The 19,933-nt window shown below is 42.6% G+C and carries 18 protein-coding genes and 1 pseudogene; all 19 read left to right on the top strand.

The genetic code is table 11. From position 1 onward, the window contains the following. The first annotated feature begins 139 nt into the window (after positions 1 to 139). The gene (locus tag QTA56_RS07865) at positions 140 to 382 is read left to right on the top strand and encodes a helix-turn-helix transcriptional regulator (protein ID WP_267980375.1); all 243 of its coding nucleotides are present in this window, start codon (positions 140 to 142) and stop codon (positions 380 to 382) included. A 574-nt stretch (positions 383 to 956) separates the two neighbouring features. Then, entirely contained in the window at positions 957 to 2,087 is a 1,131-nt protein-coding gene (locus QTA56_RS07870) for a hypothetical protein (protein ID WP_267980376.1), read from the top strand. Position 2,088: 1 nt separating this feature from the next. Continuing rightward, positions 2,089 to 2,451, top strand: coding sequence for a hypothetical protein (locus tag QTA56_RS07875; protein WP_267980377.1), 363 nt, complete (start codon positions 2,089 to 2,091; stop codon positions 2,449 to 2,451). Positions 2,452 to 2,482: 31 nt separating this feature from the next. Further along, complete coding sequence (locus QTA56_RS07880) at positions 2,483 to 2,746, top strand: hypothetical protein (RefSeq protein ID WP_267980378.1); 264 nt, start codon at positions 2,483 to 2,485, stop codon at positions 2,744 to 2,746. A gap of 59 nt (positions 2,747 to 2,805) precedes the next feature. Further along, positions 2,806 to 3,945, top strand: a complete 1,140-nt coding sequence (locus QTA56_RS07885; protein WP_267980379.1) for a J domain-containing protein — start codon at positions 2,806 to 2,808, stop codon at positions 3,943 to 3,945. Positions 3,946 to 4,081: 136 nt separating this feature from the next. Next, on the top strand, positions 4,082 to 4,675 hold the full coding sequence (locus QTA56_RS07890; protein ID WP_267980380.1) for a hypothetical protein: 594 nt from the start codon (positions 4,082 to 4,084) through the stop codon (positions 4,673 to 4,675). Between the two features lie 81 nt (positions 4,676 to 4,756). Continuing rightward, on the top strand, positions 4,757 to 5,062 hold the full coding sequence (locus tag QTA56_RS07895) for a hypothetical protein (protein ID WP_267980381.1): 306 nt from the start codon (positions 4,757 to 4,759) through the stop codon (positions 5,060 to 5,062). A 105-nt stretch (positions 5,063 to 5,167) separates the two neighbouring features. Then, the gene (locus QTA56_RS07900) at positions 5,168 to 6,232 is read left to right on the top strand and encodes a DUF932 domain-containing protein (protein WP_267980382.1); all 1,065 of its coding nucleotides are present in this window, start codon (positions 5,168 to 5,170) and stop codon (positions 6,230 to 6,232) included. Between the two features lie 227 nt (positions 6,233 to 6,459). After that, positions 6,460 to 6,720: a hypothetical protein gene (locus QTA56_RS07905; RefSeq protein ID WP_267980383.1), complete on the top strand. Its 261-nt coding sequence runs from the start codon at positions 6,460 to 6,462 to the stop codon at positions 6,718 to 6,720. 131 nt (positions 6,721 to 6,851) lie between these two features. Further along, entirely contained in the window at positions 6,852 to 7,994 is a 1,143-nt protein-coding gene (locus QTA56_RS07910) for a YqaJ viral recombinase family nuclease (RefSeq protein WP_267980384.1), read from the top strand. A 149-nt stretch (positions 7,995 to 8,143) separates the two neighbouring features. After that, positions 8,144 to 9,064, top strand: coding sequence for a recombination directionality factor (locus QTA56_RS07915; RefSeq protein WP_267980385.1), 921 nt, complete (start codon positions 8,144 to 8,146; stop codon positions 9,062 to 9,064). 327 nt (positions 9,065 to 9,391) lie between these two features. Further along, positions 9,392 to 11,122, top strand: coding sequence for a class I SAM-dependent DNA methyltransferase (locus QTA56_RS07920; RefSeq protein ID WP_267980386.1), 1,731 nt, complete (start codon positions 9,392 to 9,394; stop codon positions 11,120 to 11,122). Beyond that, entirely contained in the window at positions 11,112 to 12,545 is a 1,434-nt protein-coding gene (locus tag QTA56_RS07925) for an AlbA family DNA-binding domain-containing protein (protein WP_267980387.1), read from the top strand. Before QTA56_RS07920 ends, QTA56_RS07925 begins: the two co-directional genes overlap by 11 nt. Next, positions 12,542 to 13,906: a restriction endonuclease subunit S gene (locus tag QTA56_RS07930; protein WP_267980388.1), complete on the top strand. Its 1,365-nt coding sequence runs from the start codon at positions 12,542 to 12,544 to the stop codon at positions 13,904 to 13,906. The genes QTA56_RS07925 and QTA56_RS07930 overlap by 4 nt, the downstream gene beginning before the upstream one ends. A gap of 2 nt (positions 13,907 to 13,908) precedes the next feature. Then, complete coding sequence (locus QTA56_RS07935; protein WP_267980389.1) at positions 13,909 to 14,463, top strand: KwaA family protein; 555 nt, start codon at positions 13,909 to 13,911, stop codon at positions 14,461 to 14,463. Further along, positions 14,460 to 15,284, top strand: coding sequence for an ATP F0F1 synthase synthase (locus QTA56_RS07940; protein WP_267980390.1), 825 nt, complete (start codon positions 14,460 to 14,462; stop codon positions 15,282 to 15,284). Before QTA56_RS07935 ends, QTA56_RS07940 begins: the two co-directional genes overlap by 4 nt. Before the next feature lie 20 nt (positions 15,285 to 15,304). Next, the gene (locus tag QTA56_RS07945) at positions 15,305 to 16,327 is read left to right on the top strand and encodes a Fic family protein (protein WP_267980391.1); all 1,023 of its coding nucleotides are present in this window, start codon (positions 15,305 to 15,307) and stop codon (positions 16,325 to 16,327) included. Continuing rightward, on the top strand, positions 16,308 to 19,409 hold the full coding sequence (locus QTA56_RS07950; protein WP_267980392.1) for a type I restriction endonuclease subunit R: 3,102 nt from the start codon (positions 16,308 to 16,310) through the stop codon (positions 19,407 to 19,409). The genes QTA56_RS07945 and QTA56_RS07950 overlap by 20 nt, the downstream gene beginning before the upstream one ends. Positions 19,410 to 19,486: 77 nt before the next feature. Further along, a pseudogene (locus QTA56_RS07955) lies at positions 19,487 to 19,825 on the top strand (Fic family protein); the annotation flags it as partial. Positions 19,826 to 19,933 lie beyond the last annotated feature (108 nt).

A 19,933-nucleotide genomic window follows, 5' to 3' on the forward strand; every position in this document is an offset into this window, starting at 1 on the left:
TAACAAATCAAATGTAAAACAATTGACCTCCGTATCTAATCAAATAGATACGGAGGAATTTGAGGGCATATATTTTTTTACGGTGATGGACATGATATGTGCAGAAAGCACGCTTTCATACCACATCGGAGTACATCAGATGAACGCGTTAAATTCACAAACATTTCAGATCAATCAAATTTTAAACATCAAGCAACTAGTTGAAATCACAGGGCTGAGTCGTGCCACAATTTATTCACTTCTAGACCCTAAATCAAAATATTACGATGCCAGTTTTCCGCAGCAGATTAATTTAACGAGCAATCGAGTTGGTTGGATTGCGCATGAAGTGAATACGTGGATTGATCAAAAGATCAGTGAACGTGGAATCACCGCAATTTGAGGTTTATTCAATGTATTAGCTTGTTACCCCATCATTTCGCCACAACCAAGATAGAAGCCCTGAAACTCTCAGCTAAGCTTAGTGTCTTTTTACTAAAATGAGCACTCTGCTGCGACCATCATTAAGTCTCTGTGATTATGATTACTTGTGAATAAATATGAATAACCTAAACATTCACTTGTGTTAGAACATTGACACTCTAAAATTTGCTGATTATCCTTTGTATGCTGACCTACATCGTCAGTCGGTTTTGACAGACCGTTTACACAAGACACCAAAAAGTTAGCTTTTTGGTGGCGAACTCGTTCGTTCCTCAATCGTTGCGGTAGGGGCGATTGGGGGACGCCTTGTGCGTGCTGGGTCCTTGTGTACCAGTCTGTCAACCCTTGATTGCTCCTACCACCATCAATGACAGTGATGTGGTAGTGCTTCTTTAATTACACAAGGAGTCGCCCATGCGTCTACATCTTTTTAATTTCCCGTTCTTTTCTATACCCCAGTGCTGTCTACGGCTCTGTCAGAGCTAAACCAGCAACAGCACAACTAAAACAACAACTTTATCTGGGGTAAACAAATGAGGGATCTGCATCCTCTGTTTGTCTGTGTGCTCGGATCATTTTTACTCATGGGCTGTGGAAACAGGAATGCCTCCACGGAAGTTCTACGTCCTGACGAAAATGCGGCACTCAGCCAACGACTCGAACCATCGCATCGGCCTGTCCTGGTCGAGGCCAACGCATTAAAACCTTTTCTGAACCCACAGCAACTGCCTGAAACCGATGTCTCGGGTTTCCGTGAATACATTCATGGCCAGACAGGCAGTCGGGCCGCTGTCCTACAGTTCCGACAAAAACTGCAACTCAAGCCAAACCAGGTGCTGCTGTTGGGAGACGAGCAGTCATACCAGAAAAACATCCTGCTGGAGTTTCCCAAAAATGACCTGTTTGCCAGTGCCAATGACCTGGTGGTCAACCATGCACGGATGATGAAAACCCCTGTGGCGGGAGAAGTCAGGGGTGAGTTTGAAACCACTGAACAGTACCAGCGGCGTAGCCAGGCTGAACGGGACAAACTGGCTAAAGTCACAGCCAACATCAACGTTGACCTGGGTCGGCTGGAGGATGCCCTGAACTACCTTGCAGTGCCGATTCCCGTCAATGTGCTTAACCCGTCAGGCGATGACTCCGCCCAGTATGATGCTGACCGTCAGGTCATGCACATTCAGACATCCAGCACCAGCAGCACGGGCTACTATTCCTCTGTGGTCTCCACGTTAAACCTGGACTTCAGTGCCTCACCCAGGGATGCCAAAGTGATTCTGGGCAACCTGCGGGATGAACGGGATAAACGGAACTACCTTGGCTTTATCCTGGGTATGCAGCAGGGGCAACTGGTGCTGGACCAGGTCATCCTGTACCAGCACAACCACAATGATGACCGCTACCTGCGCCTTGCCACCATCAATCCATCCGAACTGTATTTGAGCACACGTCCGCTGAATGAGGATGAGTCAAACCGTGAGCTGCACTCAAGGCAGCAGTATCCACTGAAGCAGAAGCTGCCGTTCCAGTTTGGACTCAGGCATTACCGCAATCCTGAACAGCAACAGCCTGAACCAGAACTGGAGTCCAGGCCACCGACTGAGGAAGAGTTGACCCAACTGAGTCTGGAAGCGGCGTCAGGTGACACAGAGGGAGGATTGTAAAATGTCAAAGCCATTCAAAACCAAGACCATCCTGAATATTAGACTGCTCAGTGGCCTGTTGCTGCTTGGCACGCTGTATGGATGTGCAGGGGAAACAAAACGGGAGATTCCCCAGGCGGATGCCTTGTTGCAGTTACTCCATGCCAGGGATGCTTCGGTTGTTCAAATCAAGCTTAAGCAGTGCCAGGTCGGCAACCTGTTTGCAGGGCAGGAGGGCACGAGCTCCAAATGGGACCTCTACCGTTGCCAGGTCACCGTTGAGCGCTTTGATGATGAATACAAACAGAGCTTTCTCAAGGAAGAAACCATTGATTTACGCCCCCATGACTCAGAAACGGGTTGGCAACTTCTTGAGTCCCACTAAGCCCTGACCCAACCATGGGGAGAAAACAATAATGAAGCAATTTACAACGCTGGGCTTTCTGGCAGGCATGCTGCTGATGTCAGGATGTTCAACCTCAGTCGAATCACAATTTAAAAAAGCCTGTCGTGATGGCGGTGGAAACCGCACTTTCTGTAGTTGCCTGTATGAACAGGTCTCAGGCCATTACGGCAAGGAAAGGTTTGATGCGATTGCCACGGGAAAACGCCAACTGCCCAACGACTATAACGAAAAGGTCATGGAAATCACCTATCACTGTGCATCGAAACAGCTTTAACAATTTGGGAAAGGCATATCGAACATGAAAAAACTCGACCTGATCAAGAGTAAAAGACAATGATGGACTTTAACCAGTTTAAACAGCAGTTTCCGCAGCTTGAACTGTTGCAGGCCGACCCCGCCATTTTCCTGGCACCGCAGATTCCCATGAACAAGATCCTGGGGGCGATGAGCTACCTGCCTGCCCAGACCCGACCCGAAGAGGTGTTGGTGCTGGTGGATGAAACCGTGTTTGGTCATGGCAAGAATGGACTGTGCCTCACCGCCAGGGGGATCTACTTCAAGGAAGTTTTTGAGAACGCAAACTTCTATGCGATGAAAGCCATTACATCGGTGGGCTATTCAATGGGCTGGATCAATCAGCAGCTTGTGATCAGTGGCACGGTCAAGGTTACCTTGGCGCAGCCTGAGAAAGCAGGAGTACGGTTGCTGGCCGATTTTTTAAACCAGTACTGTGCCATTCAAAAAGCCAGGACAGATTCATCCACATCAGCGCAGCAACAACAAAACCATGACAACCACGGTATCCCAAACCTACAGCCGATCATCAAGCTGTATGCATATTTATTGCTGGGCTGGCGGGGAGAGTGGACGGAGCAGGTGCGTGAGATGATGCGGAGGCTGTTTGACCGCGACTTTGTCAGTCCGCAGGATCAGGCATTCCTAAGCCAGTTTATGCGGCAGAACCAGCAGCTTGATTTTTTTGACATCCTGGATGAGGTCAGCTCAATCCAGGACAGCCTGCCACGGCAGCTCTGCCATGGACTACTTGAGGAAATGCTGGCGTTCATGGAGAAAAGGAACTTTGAGGTTCAGGTGGCGCGAGACCATTTCCTCCAGATCAGCACCGCCCTGAATATCGACCAACAAAGCGCTTTGGCGATTCTCGCCCAGTTTCCAGCATTTATGGCGGGTGATGCCAGAATGGGGAAACAGGACACTGCCTCCACATCTTCGGGTGCAAGGCACGCAGGCAGGCTGACCCAGGAACAGCAGGCAGCCTGTGAACTGCTGGGCATAGCGCCTGAACAACTGGACCGCCAAATGCTGACCCGCGCCTACCGCATTAAAATGGCGGACTTCCATCCTGACCAGTACCAGCAACTGCCGCCAGCGGTACGCCAGGTGATTGAGCAGCAGGCACAGCAGCTCAACCAGGCACGGAGCTGTCTGGAGGCGTTGCTGGGATCAGGCTGACATGCCCTGTCCACGTTTAAGAATAAAGAAATTTCAACTACATATTACCAGAATGAAGTAAGCACACAGGCTACCCAACAGTAGCTTTCCACCCCTTTGACACTCTTTAGATTAAACCAGAATCAGGATATTCAGCATGAATAATAAAACCATACTGGGCTTAGCCGCAATTATTGCTGTTACGATTATCATCGTTGCAGGCTTGTACTTTAATGCACATAAGTCAAATACACTTAGTCCAGCGACCAGCACTGAACAGACTGCGATGACAGAAGCTGCCGTGTCTACAACACCAGATTTCACAGATGCAGAACTGACACCAGCGGAAGCCATCGCAACAGCTTCAGCCCAGGGCATTGATGAACAGGCGTTGAAGCAGGAGACACCTCCCCAACAGAAACATACACCTGAGCTGCTCAGCTTTGAATATGATGATCAAATCGATGGCGATGCCCTCCTTGAGTCCATGATTCCGTATGCTGATTTACCAAAATACGAACAGGATCGTATGCGTCAGTATCAAAACTATATTTTTGAGAAAACGGCAAAGGACATTGGTAGGCCCGTCAAGGGCTTTAGCCTAAAGGCGAGAGGGGTGCTTGAAACAGAATCAGCAACCCATCGCCTTTATGTCTATAAATTCAATACAGGTGAGGGCTGTGAGTTTCATCAGGTTAGCCTTGATACAGATACTGGAGACTATGAGGTTCGCTATAAGCATTGTTCATAACAAACCCACAAACATATAGAAAAGCATATTTAGCCACACCCATGGGGTGTGGTTTTTTTATGCCTTAACAGGACCCTAACCATGAGCATCATACGCTGTCCCTATTGTGGTTCCGATCAGGTGATTCCAGGGGAGTCACAATCCAGTGACTTCAAGCACTTTGAGGAAATCCTGAAGTTGCTTTCCCCCTCGGCCATGGCGAGACTCGGCATCAGGCTGGCAAGGGAGGCAGGCATTCCCCCCTATGTCGGTGGGCTGATTGGTGTGGTGGTGGGTGGAACACTGGTGCTGGTCAGCCAGCACTATTTCTACCGCCATTACCGATCCGCCCAGCACTACCACTGCACACACTGTGGATGGGACTTTGCGGTTGCCGACAAAACCTAGGCAGGCAGACCCATTTCCCGATTTTCCATACCTGGTCAGCCCACCCATCTGGCTGATCCAGCTTTTTAAACCTTTCGCTTAACCTTTTATATAGGAATCATCTTTATGGCACATTTAGTCGAAACCATGGCATTTACTGGACAAACCCCGTGGCATGGTCTGGGCAACCAGTTGACCCCAAACCAGCCGCTGGAGGTGTGGGCACAGCAGGCAGGCATGAACTGGCGGATTGAATCCTCCGATGTCAGCTACATGGCCCAGAATGAAAAGGGGCAGAGCATCATCATGCCGTTTGAGGAACAGCGGGTTTTATATCGCTCGGATAGCCATGCACCCCTGTCGGTGGTCAGCCAGCGCTTTCAGGAGGTGCAGCCGATGGAAATCCTGCATTTCTACAAAGACCTGACCGAACAGTCGGGCTTTGAGCTGGAAACCGCAGGGGTACTCAAAGGCGGCAAGAAATTCTGGGCACTCGCCAAGACAGGACAGACCGCAGCCTTAAAGGGCAGGGATGTCAGCAATGGCTACATCCTGCTGGCAACCGCCTGTGATGGAACACTTGCCACAACAGCACAATTTACTTCTATCCGTGTGGTGTGCAACAACACCCTGGCGATTGCCCTCAAGGGACAAAACACCAGTGCGGGAGTGGTCAAGGTTCCACACAGTACCCGATTCGATGCGGAGAAAGTGAAACAGCAACTTGGGATTTCGGTTCGTGCATGGGATGAACATATGTACGAGATGAAGCAACTGAGCCAGCGCAAGGTCACACAGCAGGAAGCCGCCGCCTATTTTGACGCGGTGTTTAACAATACCAACCTGAGTACGGCAGAGCAGGATGAAAGCATCATTCAGTACTACCGTAATGCAGCCATGCCAAATCAGGGCATACCAGTCACATCCACAACCAACAAGGCTGACAATAAAACAGAACCGAATGGACGTGCCATGTCGAAAGTGATGACCATGTTTAACGGACATGGACGAGGTGCGGAACTCAGTTCAGCCAAGGACACCGCCTATGGTCTGCTCTGTGCCATCACCGAGTTCTGTGACCATGAACGTCGGGCCATGAGTACCGACCACCGACTCGACTCAGCATGGTTTGGGGCAGGTGCAGTAATCAAGCAGCGTGGCCTGGAACAGGCGCTCAGAATGGTGGCTTAACAAAAGCATACCATTCATTCAGTTTTATTTAAGCTCATCAATTTAGCCTAAGCATACGGTAACACCGTACAAGCACAGCAGCACCTTTAGCCGCACCCTCAGATGCGGCTTTTTTATGCATAGATTTTGGTTCTGAGCTGAAATAATTTTCAATTCTTGATTGAAAAAATGAATTTTTGCTCAATCATAAAGGAAATAGCTGAGCGACAGCAGGAACTAAAATCACTATGCACATGCAGTATTATAAAAATCTCTCGGTCGAACAAATTTCTGAGACAGAATTTTTGTTGCGAGTAACAGACCGTAAATTAGCTGGAGAACTAAGACAGCGTTTTGGCATCTTCGGACGCTATATCGCAGAACTGAAACCCATCAAAGATGTTAATGGTGAGGTATTGGAAGACCTCTTTAAAATTTCAGGTATGGATTCTGTTGTTTTTAATAGGCATTTCAATACTTTAGCTACAGAATTATTCCAACCTATCTAGTCATTAAATTTATAAATAGAGATTTTTTAAAGATAAATCTTTATTGATTTGAAAAGACCACATCATGCGATGTGGTTTTTTTATGCCCAAAATTCAGCTTTTACGATTTTATCCATACAGGAATAGCTACAATGAATAGCAATACTCAAATTCAAAACACGTTAAATCATTCACCGTTACAGCCTTATTCACCAAATTTAAATCAACCCACCCAAAATTCACCGACTCAGCAGATTGAAGTCGGAACCCGAACCAAACGAGACCGACCGAATACGCAGCCACGAAAGACCAAAACACCTGTAGCAAAACGACTTGCCAATACCAAACAGATGAATTACCAGCAATGGCTAGAAGTCAGAAAACAGGGTATTGGCAGTAGTGATGCAGCCACCGCATGTGGACTGAATCCCTATATGTCGATGCTGGAACTGTGGATGATCAAGACAGGTCGGATGCAACAAAACATCGAGGATGAAAGTGCAGGATATGCTCCGTTGTACTGGGGTAAACAGCTAGAACCCTTGGTGGCTGAATACTACAGCATGCATACCAACAACAGGGTGCGTCGGGTCAATGCGGTGCTGCAACACCCTGACGAGGACAAACACTTTATGTTGGCAAACCTGGACTATGCCGTGGTGGGTAGTGACGAGGTGCAGATTCTGGAATGTAAAACCGTGGGGGAATACGGGGCAAGGCTGTGGCGAGATGGCGTGCCACTCTATGTACTGTGTCAGGTACAGCATCAACTGGCGGTGACAGGCAAACAGGCGGCACATATCTGTGCCCTGATCTGTGGGCATGAAACCCGAATCTTTAAGGTGACGAGAAGCGAAACCGTGATCCAGCACATCATCAATGCCGAACGCCACTTCTGGCAATGCGTGGCATCTGATATTCCACCCAGTGTCGATGCCTCTGAGTCAGCGGCCAAGGCCCTGCAACAGCTTTATCCTGAACAGGTGCCGTTACTGGTGGAAGACCTGACCCAGAACGAACAGGCCAACCACCTGTTTAACCAGTTACTGGAGGAGAGGCACAGGGTTGAACAGCACCAGCAGTATTTTGATGAGTTGAAGCATCAACTACAGATGATGATGAAAGATGCTGAACGGGCCGTGTTTATTGGAGGCTCGGTGACATGGAAAAAGGCGCAGGACTCAGTCAGCCTGGACAGCAAGGCATTGCTGAAACAGTATCCTGAATATCTCAGCCAGTTTCCACACACCAGGGCAGGAACACGGCGTTTCCAGATTTATCCGAATGGTGGATAAGGCAGACTACCCATATCCATTATTTATCTACTTAACACCGTATCAACCAATACTCAAAACCAACCGATCCCATACCCCAAGAGGTATGGGATTTTTTATGCCCAAAATTTATTTATCCAAATTTAAACATCTATATAGAGGACATCACCATGATTAAAGGTCTCGCAATCACACCACCTGTACTGGGTCGTATCAGTATCGGCAAGATCGTAGAGAAAAATGGTAAGCGCATCCCTGAAAAGGATGACCAGTTTACCATTACCAGCCAGATTCAAGGGAAAGACGGCTGGGTGAGGCACCCACTGGATGAACAGCTACGTGTCAAGGCACAGAACCAGAAACTTAGAACCATTCCAGTTCGTATGATCTTTAACGATCCTGAACTGAACCTACGGGCAGAGTACAGCCTGTTTGACCGCCAGACTGGACGCTTAATCTGCTCAGGTAATGGCGAAACTTGTCAGCGACTCGGACAAAATGGGATTGAACAACATCCATGTCCATCACCTGATTTATGCCCATTGGCACAGGGTGGACTATGCAAACCCTATGGACGATTGTATGTAAATTTAGATGAATCGGATGAGTTTGGCACATTCATCTTTAGGACCACAGGCTTTAACAGTATCCGCACCTTGGCAGCTCGATTAAGTTACTACCATGCAGCATCGGGTGACCTGCTTTCATGTTTGCCGTTGCAACTAACGCTAAGAGGCAAAAGCACCACGCAAAGTTACCGCACGCCGATCTATTACGTGGATTTGACCTTACGTGATGGCACAAACCTAAAAGATGCGATTAGCTCAGCCAAGCAGATTGATGAACAGAGTAAGGCAGTAGGGTTTTATCAGGAGGCGCTGGATCATGTGGCACGGCAGGGCTATGGCAATGCCAGCTTTGAGGTGGGAGGGGAAGAGGGCTTGGATATTGTTGAGGAGTTTTATAGCGATCAGCAAAATACTGTTGAGGTGAGTTCTGATGTCATATCAGCAGCATCGACTGCTCAAGCGGTCAATGATGCCACGGAGATAAAACAGAGGCTTAGACAAAGTGTAAGGGCTATAAATTAACCAAAACCAATTGGCAGAAAAATACAGAACTCGGTTTTGTAATGAGTACCAAGCTAATAATATCAATGAGATAAAATAAGAGAATTATAGTTCTCTTATTTTTTTGATTAATTACAAGTTATTATACTTGCCAGCGACATATATAGTCGTACCTATCCAAGGGTGCCTAGCTTTGTACTTTGGTAGGGGATTAAAATATAAAATAGTATATATCTTTATTTTTTGTGTAGTACATGACTTTTCATTCGTCTTAGATGTGCTAACGTAATAAACTATTGAACATTAAGTATAAAACCACAGCGGTTGACCATTGATCGAGGATAAAGAATGAACTCATTGGAACAAAAGTTTCTAAATGACTTAGATGATAAGCTTTGGAAAGCCGCTGATAAATTACGTAGTAGCTTAGATGCTGCCAACTACAAGCATATTGTGCTTGGATTAATTTTCCTAAAATATGTATCAGATGCTTTTGATGAACGTCAGTCTGAACTCAAGGATTTATTTGCTCAAGCGGATGATCACAACATTTATTACATGCCTCGTGATCAATACGACACAGAACAGGAATACCAGCAAGCAATCGCTGATGAATTAGAAATTATTGATTATTATCAAGAAAAAAATGTGTTTTGGGTGCCCAAAGCAGCACGTTGGACAACATTACAAAATACAGCCGCTTTAGCCATTGGCTCGATTATTTGGCAAGATGAACATGGGCAAGATGTCAAACTGCGTTCTATCTCTTGGTTAGTTGATAATGCTTTTGATGAAATTGAGAAAGCCAATCCTAAATTAAAAGGTATTCTGAATCGTATAGGGCAGTACCAGCTTGATAATGACAAACTATTGGATTTGATCAATACTTTTTCGGACACGAGTTTTACCAAACCTGAATACAATGGTGAAAAGCTCAGCTTGCACAGTAAAGACATTCTCGGGCATGTTTACGAATACTTTTTAGGGCAGTTTGCGTTAGCGGAAGGCAAGCAAGGTGGGCAATATTACACACCTAAAAGTATTGTGACCTTGATTGTGGAAATGCTGCAACCTTATAAAGGTCGTGTTTATGATCCTGCAATGGGTTCGGGTGGTTTCTTCGTTTCCAGTGAAAAGTTCATCGAACAACACGCACAGGAAAAGCACTACAAAGCATCGGAACAGAAAAAGCATATTTCGATTTACGGACAAGAAAGCAATCCAACTACTTGGAAACTTGCTGCCATGAATATGGCAATTCGTGGCATTGATTTTAACTTTGGCAAAAAGAATGCTGATACATTTTTAGATGATCAGCATCCAGACTTGCGTGCTGATTTCGTCATGGCAAATCCACCGTTTAATATCAAAGATTGGTGGCATGCTTCACTGGAAAGCGATGTACGTTGGAAATATGGCACACCGCCACAAGGCAATGCCAACTTTGCTTGGATGCAGCACATGCTGCACCATCTATCACCAACGGGCAGTATGGCACTTTTGCTTGCCAATGGTTCGATGAGTTCCAATACCAATAATGAGGGTGAAATCCGTAAAAATCTGATTGAAGCAGATTTGGTCGAATGTATCGTGGCATTGCCAGGGCAACTGTTTACCAATACCCAAATCCCTGCCTGTATTTGGTTTTTGACTAAAGACAAAAAGAATGGCTTGTCCTTAGATAAAAAGAAAGCCAACCGTGAAGGCAAGACTTTGTTTATTGATGCTCGCAACTTGGGCTATATGAAAGATCGTGTACTACGTGACTTTACCGATGCAGATATTGCCAAAATTACCGATGCTTTACATGCTTGGCAACAAGGCGAAAATTTTGAGGGCGAAGCTTATCAGGATGAAAAAGGCTTTTGTTTCTCGGCTGAATTAAAAGATATTCAAAAGCATGACTATGTACTGACCCCTGGGCGTTATGTGGGTGCAGTCGAGCAGGAAGATGATGGTGAACCTTTTGCTGAAAAGATGGCACGCTTAACAGGACAATTGAAACAGCAATTTGCTGAAAGTGCTGTACTGGAAAGTGAAATCAAAAAGAATTTAAAAGGCTTGGGTTATGAGTTCTGATCAACCGTTGCTACTTGAAATTCAAAAAGGTGAAAGCAAAACACTGGAATTTAAACAACAGTTGCCGAAAGGACAACAAATTGCCAAAACATTAATTGCCTTTGCCAATAGTAGTGGTGGGAAGTTGATCGTTGGTGTCACTGATGATCGGCAGTTGGTTGGGATTCAAGATGATATTTTCGAGTTGCAAGATAAAATCACTTCGATGATTTATGAGTTATGTGCCCCACAACTTGCAGCACAAATCTATATTGAGAATATAGATGATGTTGAGCTATTGGTTGTGGAAGTCGCACGAGGTAGTTTATTTCCGTATTACCTTAAATCTGTAGGACGTGAGCAAGGCACATATATCCGCCTAGGTGCGAGTAACCGTGTGGCATCGCCTGAGCATATTCAACAACTGGAATTGCAAAGGCTGAATATCAGTTTTGATGCCTTAGCCAATTATCAATATCCTTTAGAAAAGCTCGATTTAACGGTCTTGGAAGCAGCGTTCAAAGCTGCTGATAAAACACTGACTTTAGAAAAAATGTTGAATCTGAAACTGGTGATTGAAGAGCAAGGGCAGCGTTATGCCAGTCATGGTTTATTGATCTTGCTCGGTCAATATGAGCATGTGATGACCCAATGCGCCCGATTTAAAGGCACCAATATGAGTGTGTTTTTAGACCGTAAAGAATACACAGGTGACTTGTTTTCTCAAATTGAACAAACAGAAATTTTTATTAAAAATCATTTGTCTTTACGTGCTGAAATTCGAGGCTTAAAGCGTTATGACTATTTGGAAATTCCAGAAAATGCCATCCGTGAAGCCTTAATTAATGCCTATGTACATAGGGATTACAGTAACTTTGGGCGAAATATCAAAGTGGCTGTGTATGATGATTTGGTCAATATCGTCTCCCCAGGTGGATTGCCCAATGGTTTAACCGAAGCAGACTTGTTACAGGGACGCTCGGAAATTCGGAATCGGGTGTTGGCTCGTGTGTTTCGAGAGCTAGGTTATATTGAGCATTGGGGCAGTGGTCTGCAACGGATCAAGCAGATGTGTGAAGCGGAAAAACTGGCAACCCCTGAATTTTTAGAAACCAATGATTTTTTTGATGTGAAGTTATATCGTCCTGTGATTGAGTATGAGGGTGGTGCAATAAGTGGTGCAATTGATCATTCAAGTGGTGTAATCGAAGACTTAGGTGGTGCAATCGAAGCAAATCAATTAACCGAACGCCAACAGGAAATTTTAGTTTTAATTCAGCGTAATCCGAAAGTTTCTTATCGCTCTTTGGCAGAGCAACTTGGTATTAATCAGTCTGCCTTACAAAAGCATCTGAATCATTTAAAAGAGGCTGGCTGGATTGAGCGTGTAGGTGGAACTCGTGGTTATTGGATGATTAAAAAAGAGTTTGGGGGTGAGGTGTGAGTTTTGAGACAATAAAGGATATTGTGAATTTTAATCCTAGTCGTCCTTTATCCAAAGGTAAGGAATTTCCTTTTATTGATATGGCATCTTTACCTATAAATGGTAGAGACGTTACTGAAATTTCACATAAAGTTTTTAATGGTGGCGGAGCAAAATTTAAAAATGGTGATACCCTATTTGCACGAATCACTCCATGTTTAGAAAATGGTAAAACAGCTAAAGTCGAAAATTTGCCAGTAGGTTGTATTGCCCACGGTTCAACAGAATTTATAGTTTTGTCAGCAAAGTCAAAAGACGACGAAGATTTTGTTTACTATCTCGCACGATTACCTGATTTTAGAAGTTACGCAATTTCAAGAATGGAAGGAACTTCTGGGCGACAAAGAGTTTCTTGGCAAGCATTGGCAGAATTTAATTTACGATTACCAGAGAAATGTAAACGGAAAAAAATAGGTGAAATTTTAAAATTACTAGATGACAAAATCCATCTCAATAACCAAATCAACCAAACCCTAGAATCCATTGCTCAAGCGATTTTTAGAAGTTGGTTTATCGACTTTAATCCTGTACGTGCCAAAATTGCAGCAAAACAAACAGGACAAGACTCTGAACTTGCTGCGATGTGTGCGATTAGTGGGAAAAATGAAGCTGAGCTTGAGCAAATGGCAAAAGAAGATTTTGCAGAGTTGCAAGCGACTGCTGCGCTATTTCCTGATGAGTTGGTGGAGAGTGAGTTAGGGGAAGTGCCGAAAGGGTGGTTTAAAACAGATTTAAGTATTCTTGCTGATTTGAATGTTCAATCATGGACTAAGAAAAATTGTCCTGAAAAAGTAACTTATGTAGATTTATCAAATACAAAATGGGGTGTTATTCAGCAAACGGAAGAATTTATTTTTGAAAATGCACCGAGTCGAGCAAGACGTGTATTGAAAATAGGGGATACAATTGTTGGTACAGTTCGACCTGCAAATGGTTCTTATGCTTTTATTCAACGAGAAAATTTAACAGGTAGTACAGGTTTTGCTGTTCTTTCGCCTAAACATGAAAATTATGCTGAATTTATTTATATTGTGGCAACTGATAAAGAAAATATTAAGCGTTTAGCTCATTTGGCTGATGGTGGGGCTTATCCTGCCGTGAGTTATGATACTGTTTTAACTACACCTTGTATTTTACCTATTGAAACAAAAGACAGAGACAGGATTCTAGGTTTATTTCATCAAAATGTTAATGAACTTTATAATTTATTAGCAGCTAAGACTAGGGAAAATGAATATCTAGTAGATACGAGAGATTCTTTATTGCCAAAGTTACTATCGGGTGAGTTGGATGTATCGGATTTGCAGGGTGAGGGGGATTAATTATGAATATAATATTCAGATTCCTACTCACTTTAAATTCGACATCATTATTGTTGATAATTTTTCTGATTAAAGAAAAGTATGTTTTGTGGCAAGGAGTGTCTGAATATTTATCATATATTGTATATGTTATTCCACCAATTTTGATGACATATCTTAGTATTCTTTTATGTTCTAAACTTAGTAAAGATAGTTTTAAGTGCGAATTAGATGAAACTGGAGCTATTAAAAGTTACCCAATACAAGAAATTGAGTATGCAAATAATAGTTTTTTACCCAGTTATCTAGGTTATTTTTTTGTTGCATTGAGTGTTAGTAATATAGAAACATTGGTGTGTGTTTATGTAATATTGTTCGTATTTACATTTTTATCTCAAGCTTTATATTTTAATCCATTATTTTTGTTGTTTGGGTTTAATTTTTATAATGTCAAAACTAAACATGGTGCATCTATATTTTTAATCACAAAATTTGATTATAAAATCCCAGAAGATGTTGAAATTGACGTAGCATACCGAATTAATAGTTACACTTATGTCGAAGGAGGAAATGAATGAATCAATTAATGGCACGTGTAAAAGGCAGGAAGAAACCTTTTTTCTATAAGTTACTTTCTGATACAGAAATATATTGTTTTGATGTTAGTAGTGTCAGTCTAGTTGAGTATTCTTCTGACCATCTTCTTGATGAGGATAGCTGGTTTAAGGTTGATAATTTCAGTAAACAAGAATTTTTTCTAGATTTTTTAGGAAAACAGTTCGTTTCTTCAGAATATAACAGTATTCCAAAATCCAAGTATAAAGATATAGTCTACCTTTGTTCAATCCAAAATGAAGATTACTTCTTTCAAAAGGTTACACCATCATCTTATGTGACCAAAACATTCCTTGCTTTAGGTGATGAGCTAGTTATTGAAGATAAAGTCGACCGAGTTGTTATTAACTATTTTCCTGATGCTATATATTTAAAAAAAGAAGATAGGTTGATTTTTAGAAATTTAGCTACTATTTCCAGCATTTTTAAGGGAATAGATATGCTGTATAAAGAAGCTACCCAAGAAGAGGTACAACAATTTATTGATTTGGATTTTATAAAAGTATCGAATGACTATGATGCTCAAAAAGTTGGTAAACAAAATAGGAAACGTATAGCTTTGGCTTTAGCTACATTTACGGCTATGAGTAATGCTGATAAAGACACAATCTTTGATTATGTCCAAGAATATTGTGCAAATCTAAAATTTGATAAATCTGCTAAAAACTTTGAAATATCATCCGAAGAAGATATGAAATTTTTATTGTATGGAATTGAACAGAGATTTTATACAACTGTTTGTGGGAAAGAAAAGCGACTTGCCAACTCAATTCAGAAGTTGTAGGTATATTAAAAGGACTAATCATGCCATACCAACCGCCTTATACTTTAACCACACCAATTTTAAATGAAGTTGCTACGATTAGTGAGCAAATCGGGCGGATAACGGCACAAACCCAGCAACAGGATTTACGATTAAGACGAATTAACCGCATTCGCACCATTACGGGTTCACTTGCGATTGAGGGAAACACTTTAGACGAAACACAAATCACAGCAATTTTAGATGGTAAACGAGTGCTTGCTCCACCAAGAGAAATACAGGAAGCACATAATGCTTTACAAACCTACGAGCAGTTGCCGAACTGGAAAAGTGATGCCGAACAGGATTTATTACAGGCACATCACACCTTAATGATAGGGTTAATTACAGAAGTCGGACAATATCGACAAGGCGGTATTGGGGTGATGTCAGGCGAACAAGTAATTCATGTTGCACCACCTGCATCTCAAGTTCCACGTTTAATGAATGATTTATTACATTGGCTGAAACATAGTCCCGACCACCCATTAATTAAAAGCTGTGTATTCCATTATGAATTTGAATTTATTCACCCTTTTGCCGATGGTAATGGGCGTATGGGACGGTTATGGCAAACGCTGATTTTATCGGAATGGCAACCGATTTTTCGTTATATTCCTGTGGAAAGTCTGATTCATCAACACCAACAACAATATTATCAAGCTATTCAAGAGAGTACACAGCAAACAGATATTGCCCCATTTATCCAGTTTATGTTATCCATGATTCAACAGGCAGTTCGTCATCAGGTTAGCCCCCAAGTCACACATCAAGTCAGCCCCCAAGTCGAGGCTTTATTACAGTGTATGATTGGGGAAATGAGCCGAGAGCAAATTCAGCAAAAATTAGATTTAAAAGACAGAAAGTCATTTAATAATAGATATTTACAACCTGCATTACAAGTAGGTTTAATAGAAATGACCATTCCAGACAAACCGAATAGCCGTTTGCAACAATATCGTTTAACTGCACAAGGTAAAATGTTACAGGTACAAGGACTAACTCATGAACGAAACCCAACTTGAAAACCTATGCCTGGACTGGTTCTCTGAAAATGGCTGGGAAGTTGTTCATGGTGTCGATATTGCGCCTGATAGTAGCAATCCTTTGCGTAAAGACTATAAACAGATTTTAATTGAAGCGGACTTACTGACCGCTTTTGAAAGATTAAATCCACATTTGCCAGTGAGTTGTTTTGAGCAGGTTTTACAGAAACTGAGTAAACCTGAAAGTCTGGATTTAATCACCAATAACCGTGCTTTTCACCATATGTTACTGGAAGGTGTACCTGTCAGTTATAAAAAAGAAGATGACTGGGTGAATGACCATGCGTTTTTGGTCGATTTTAATCATGTGTATCAAAATCGTTTTGTCGCAATTAATCAATTTACCATCCAAGGTACAAAGCAACCAAGACGACCTGACATTATCTGCTTTATTAATGGTATTCCTTTTGCTGTACTTGAGCTAAAAAGCCCAACTGATGAAAATGCTGATATTTGGGATGCCTTTAATCAACTACAAACCTACAAAGAAGAAGTTTCTGATCTGTTTGTTTTTAATGAAGCTTTGGTAGTGAGTGATGGCATTACAGCTCGGGTTGGTTCATTAACAGCAAGCCAAGAACGTTTCTTGCCGTGGCGTACCATTAAAAATGAAAATGATAAGCCTCTGTTAGAATGGGAGCTTGAAACACTTATTCGAGGCTTTTTTGACCGTGAATTATTTTTAGATTACATCCGTTTCTTTGTGTTGTTTGAAACCGATGGCGAAAAGACCATTAAGAAAATAGCAGGCTATCATCAGTTTCATGCTGTGCGTGAAGCGGTGCAAGCAACCATTGCCGCAGCTAATCCGACTGGTAATAAAAAAGCAGGCGTGGTTTGGCATACTCAAGGTTCAGGTAAAAGTATTTCGATGTGTTGCTATGCAGGTAAACTTTTACAACAACCTGCAATGCAGAATCCTACATTATTGATAGTAACTGACCGTAATGACTTAGATGGACAACTATTTGAAACCTTTAGTCAGGCACAAGAATTATTAAAACAAACGCCAGTACAAGCCAATAATCGTGATGAGCTGAGACAACTCCTTGCAGAACGTGAGTCGGGCGGTATTATTTTTACCACAGTACAAAAGTTTGCTTTACTCGATGGAGAAGCTGAGCATCCATTATTGAATGGTCGGCACAATATTGTGGTGATGTCAGATGAAGCACACCGTAGCCAATATGGACTCAAAGCCAAACTGTCTAATGATGGTACTTATAAATTTGGCTATGCTAAGCACATGCGTGATGCTTTAAAGAAGGCAGCTTTTATTGGTTTTACAGGTACGCCTATTTCCAGTGAAGACAAAGACACTCGAGCTGTCTTTGGTGATTATGTTTCGATTTACGATATTCAAGATGCAGTAGAGGACGGCGCAACCGTGCCGATCTATTATGAATCCCGTTTGGCAAAATTGGACATCAATAAGGCTGAAATCGAAGAACTATCTGATCAAGTTGATGAAGTGGTAGAAGATGAGGAAGATGTCGGTAGTCGTGAAAAGACCAAAGGGGAATGGAGTCGCTTAGAAAAATTAGTGGGTGCGACCCCACGCCTGAAACAGATTGCTGCGGATTTGGTGACGCACTTTGAAGACCGTACTGAAGCCACGGCAGGCAAAGGTATGATTGTGACCATGAGCCGTGAAATCTGCGTGCATTTGTATAATGAAATTATTGCTCTGCGCCCAGATTGGCATGATGATGACCCGAAAAAAGGAAAAATCAAAATTGTGATGACGGGTTCAGCATCGGATAAGCCATTGCTACAGCCTCATATTTACAATAAGCAAGTGAAGAAAAGCTTAGAGAAACGTTTTAAAGATGTGAATGACCCTTTGCAGTTAGTGATTGTGCGTGATATGTGGCTGACAGGTTTTGATGCACCGTGTACCCATACCATGTATATCGACAAACCAATGAAAGGGCATAACCTGATGCAGGCGATTGCTCGTGTGAACCGTGTCTTTAAAGACAAGCAAGGTGGTTTGGTTGTTGATTATATTGGGATTGCCAATGAGTTAAAGCAGGCATTAAAAACCTATACAGATGCCAAAGGAAAAGGCGAGCCAACTTTACGTGCGGAAGAAGCTTATGCTGTGCTTGCTGAAAAAATGGATGCCATTCGTGGGATGTTTGCCAAGACCAATGACCAAACTGGATTAGACTTAAGTGGTTATGAAACGCAAGCACATCGCTTGATAATTCCAGCAGCCAACTATGTGCTGAGTCTAAAAGATGGCAAAAAACGCTTCTTGGATTTAGTACTTGCAGTCAATAAAGCCTTTTCATTGTGTGGTACGTTGGATGAAGCCAAGACATTGCATAAGGAAATTGCGTTTTATTCAGCCATTAAAGCAGTCATTAGTAAGCATACTTCTGTGGATCGTAAATTATCACAAGCAGAAAAGGATAGTACGCTTAAACAAATTCTGGATAATGCTGTTGTTGCTGATGGTGTGGCAGATGTATTTGCGCTATGTGGTTTAGATAAACCAAATATTGGTTTACTGTCAGATGAATTTTTAGAAGATGTTCGACAAATGCCATATCGTAACTTGGCGGTCGAATTATTAGAAAAATTATTGAATGATGGTATCAAGGCAAAAACACGGAATAATCTCGTACAGGAAAAACGTTTCTCTGATCGTTTGCAGGAAACTTTAAGGAAATATAACAACCGTGCGATTGAGACCTCTCAAGTGATTGAGGAGTTGATCCAGATGGCGAAAGAGTTTCAAGCTGAAATGGAACGTGAAGCTTCGCTAGGTTTGAACTCTGATGAAATCGCTTTCTATGATGCTTTAGCAAATAATGAAAGTGCGGTGCGTGAATTGGGTGATGATACGTTGAAACAAATTGCTCGTGAAATCACTGAGAAATTGCGTAAATCGACAACTGTGGATTGGCAAGTTCGAGATAGTGTACGGGCTCAGCTTAAAATCTTGGTGCGTCGTACTTTACAGCGTTGGAAGTATCCACCTGATAAAGCGGCAGAGGCGATTGAGTTAGTCATGAAGCAGGCTGAAATGTTATCGAATGCTTGGACAAGCTGATATAAGGTTAAGGAGCAGGTTGTTCTGCCCCTTATTAAGGGCTTGGATTGAAAAATGATTTTTGATGTCATTTTTAGAATTCATCATCAACTGATCAAGTCACTGTACATGATACCGATCAAGCTACCGTACAAGCTGGCGATCATGTTCAACGTTAGATTACGGTTATGGAGCAGAGGGAATATAGTTTGATAGAATTAATGTCTTTACTTCATCATCCAACATTCCAACATTCCAACATTCCAACATTCCAACATTCCAACATTCCAACATTCCAACATTCCAACATTCCAACATTCCAACATTCCAACATTCCAACAAAATTCCTTAATCCAGCAATAGAAGCAGGGCTGATTCAACGTACTATTTTAGACAAGCCAAAAAGTCCGAAGCAAAGATATAGATTGAGTTTATAAAGCTGGGTGGCTCAAATTCCAAATAAACCACTGGGCTGGGTGAAAAACAACCAATTAAAATAAGAATAATAGATACTCAAAATTGGACAAAATGTGGACGTTATTTGC

It is taken from the genome of Acinetobacter thutiue, assembly GCF_030385805.1.
GTDB classification, from domain to species: Bacteria; Pseudomonadota; Gammaproteobacteria; order Pseudomonadales; family Moraxellaceae; genus Acinetobacter; species Acinetobacter corruptisaponis.

What these genes read in the sequence shown, in the direction of transcription:
- QTA56_RS07865 (WP_267980375.1), top strand. Translation starts at nt 140, where the DNA reads ATGAACGCGTTAAATTCACAAACATTTCAGATCAATCAAATTTTAAAC.
- QTA56_RS07870 (WP_267980376.1), top strand. Translation starts at nt 957, where the DNA reads ATGAGGGATCTGCATCCTCTGTTTGTCTGTGTGCTCGGATCATTTTTA.
- QTA56_RS07875 (WP_267980377.1), top strand. Translation starts at nt 2,089, where the DNA reads ATGTCAAAGCCATTCAAAACCAAGACCATCCTGAATATTAGACTGCTC.
- QTA56_RS07880 (WP_267980378.1), top strand. Translation starts at nt 2,483, where the DNA reads ATGAAGCAATTTACAACGCTGGGCTTTCTGGCAGGCATGCTGCTGATG.
- QTA56_RS07885 (WP_267980379.1), top strand. Translation starts at nt 2,806, where the DNA reads ATGATGGACTTTAACCAGTTTAAACAGCAGTTTCCGCAGCTTGAACTG.
- QTA56_RS07890 (WP_267980380.1), top strand. Translation starts at nt 4,082, where the DNA reads ATGAATAATAAAACCATACTGGGCTTAGCCGCAATTATTGCTGTTACG.
- QTA56_RS07895 (WP_267980381.1), top strand. Translation starts at nt 4,757, where the DNA reads ATGAGCATCATACGCTGTCCCTATTGTGGTTCCGATCAGGTGATTCCA.
- QTA56_RS07900 (WP_267980382.1), top strand. Translation starts at nt 5,168, where the DNA reads ATGGCACATTTAGTCGAAACCATGGCATTTACTGGACAAACCCCGTGG.
- QTA56_RS07905 (WP_267980383.1), top strand. Translation starts at nt 6,460, where the DNA reads ATGCACATGCAGTATTATAAAAATCTCTCGGTCGAACAAATTTCTGAG.
- QTA56_RS07910 (WP_267980384.1), top strand. Translation starts at nt 6,852, where the DNA reads ATGAATAGCAATACTCAAATTCAAAACACGTTAAATCATTCACCGTTA.
- QTA56_RS07915 (WP_267980385.1), top strand. Translation starts at nt 8,144, where the DNA reads ATGATTAAAGGTCTCGCAATCACACCACCTGTACTGGGTCGTATCAGT.
- QTA56_RS07920 (WP_267980386.1), top strand. Translation starts at nt 9,392, where the DNA reads ATGAACTCATTGGAACAAAAGTTTCTAAATGACTTAGATGATAAGCTT.
- QTA56_RS07925 (WP_267980387.1), top strand. Translation starts at nt 11,112, where the DNA reads ATGAGTTCTGATCAACCGTTGCTACTTGAAATTCAAAAAGGTGAAAGC.
- QTA56_RS07935 (WP_267980389.1), top strand. Translation starts at nt 13,909, where the DNA reads ATGAATATAATATTCAGATTCCTACTCACTTTAAATTCGACATCATTA.
- QTA56_RS07940 (WP_267980390.1), top strand. Translation starts at nt 14,460, where the DNA reads ATGAATCAATTAATGGCACGTGTAAAAGGCAGGAAGAAACCTTTTTTC.
- QTA56_RS07945 (WP_267980391.1), top strand. Translation starts at nt 15,305, where the DNA reads ATGCCATACCAACCGCCTTATACTTTAACCACACCAATTTTAAATGAA.
- QTA56_RS07950 (WP_267980392.1), top strand. Translation starts at nt 16,308, where the DNA reads ATGAACGAAACCCAACTTGAAAACCTATGCCTGGACTGGTTCTCTGAA.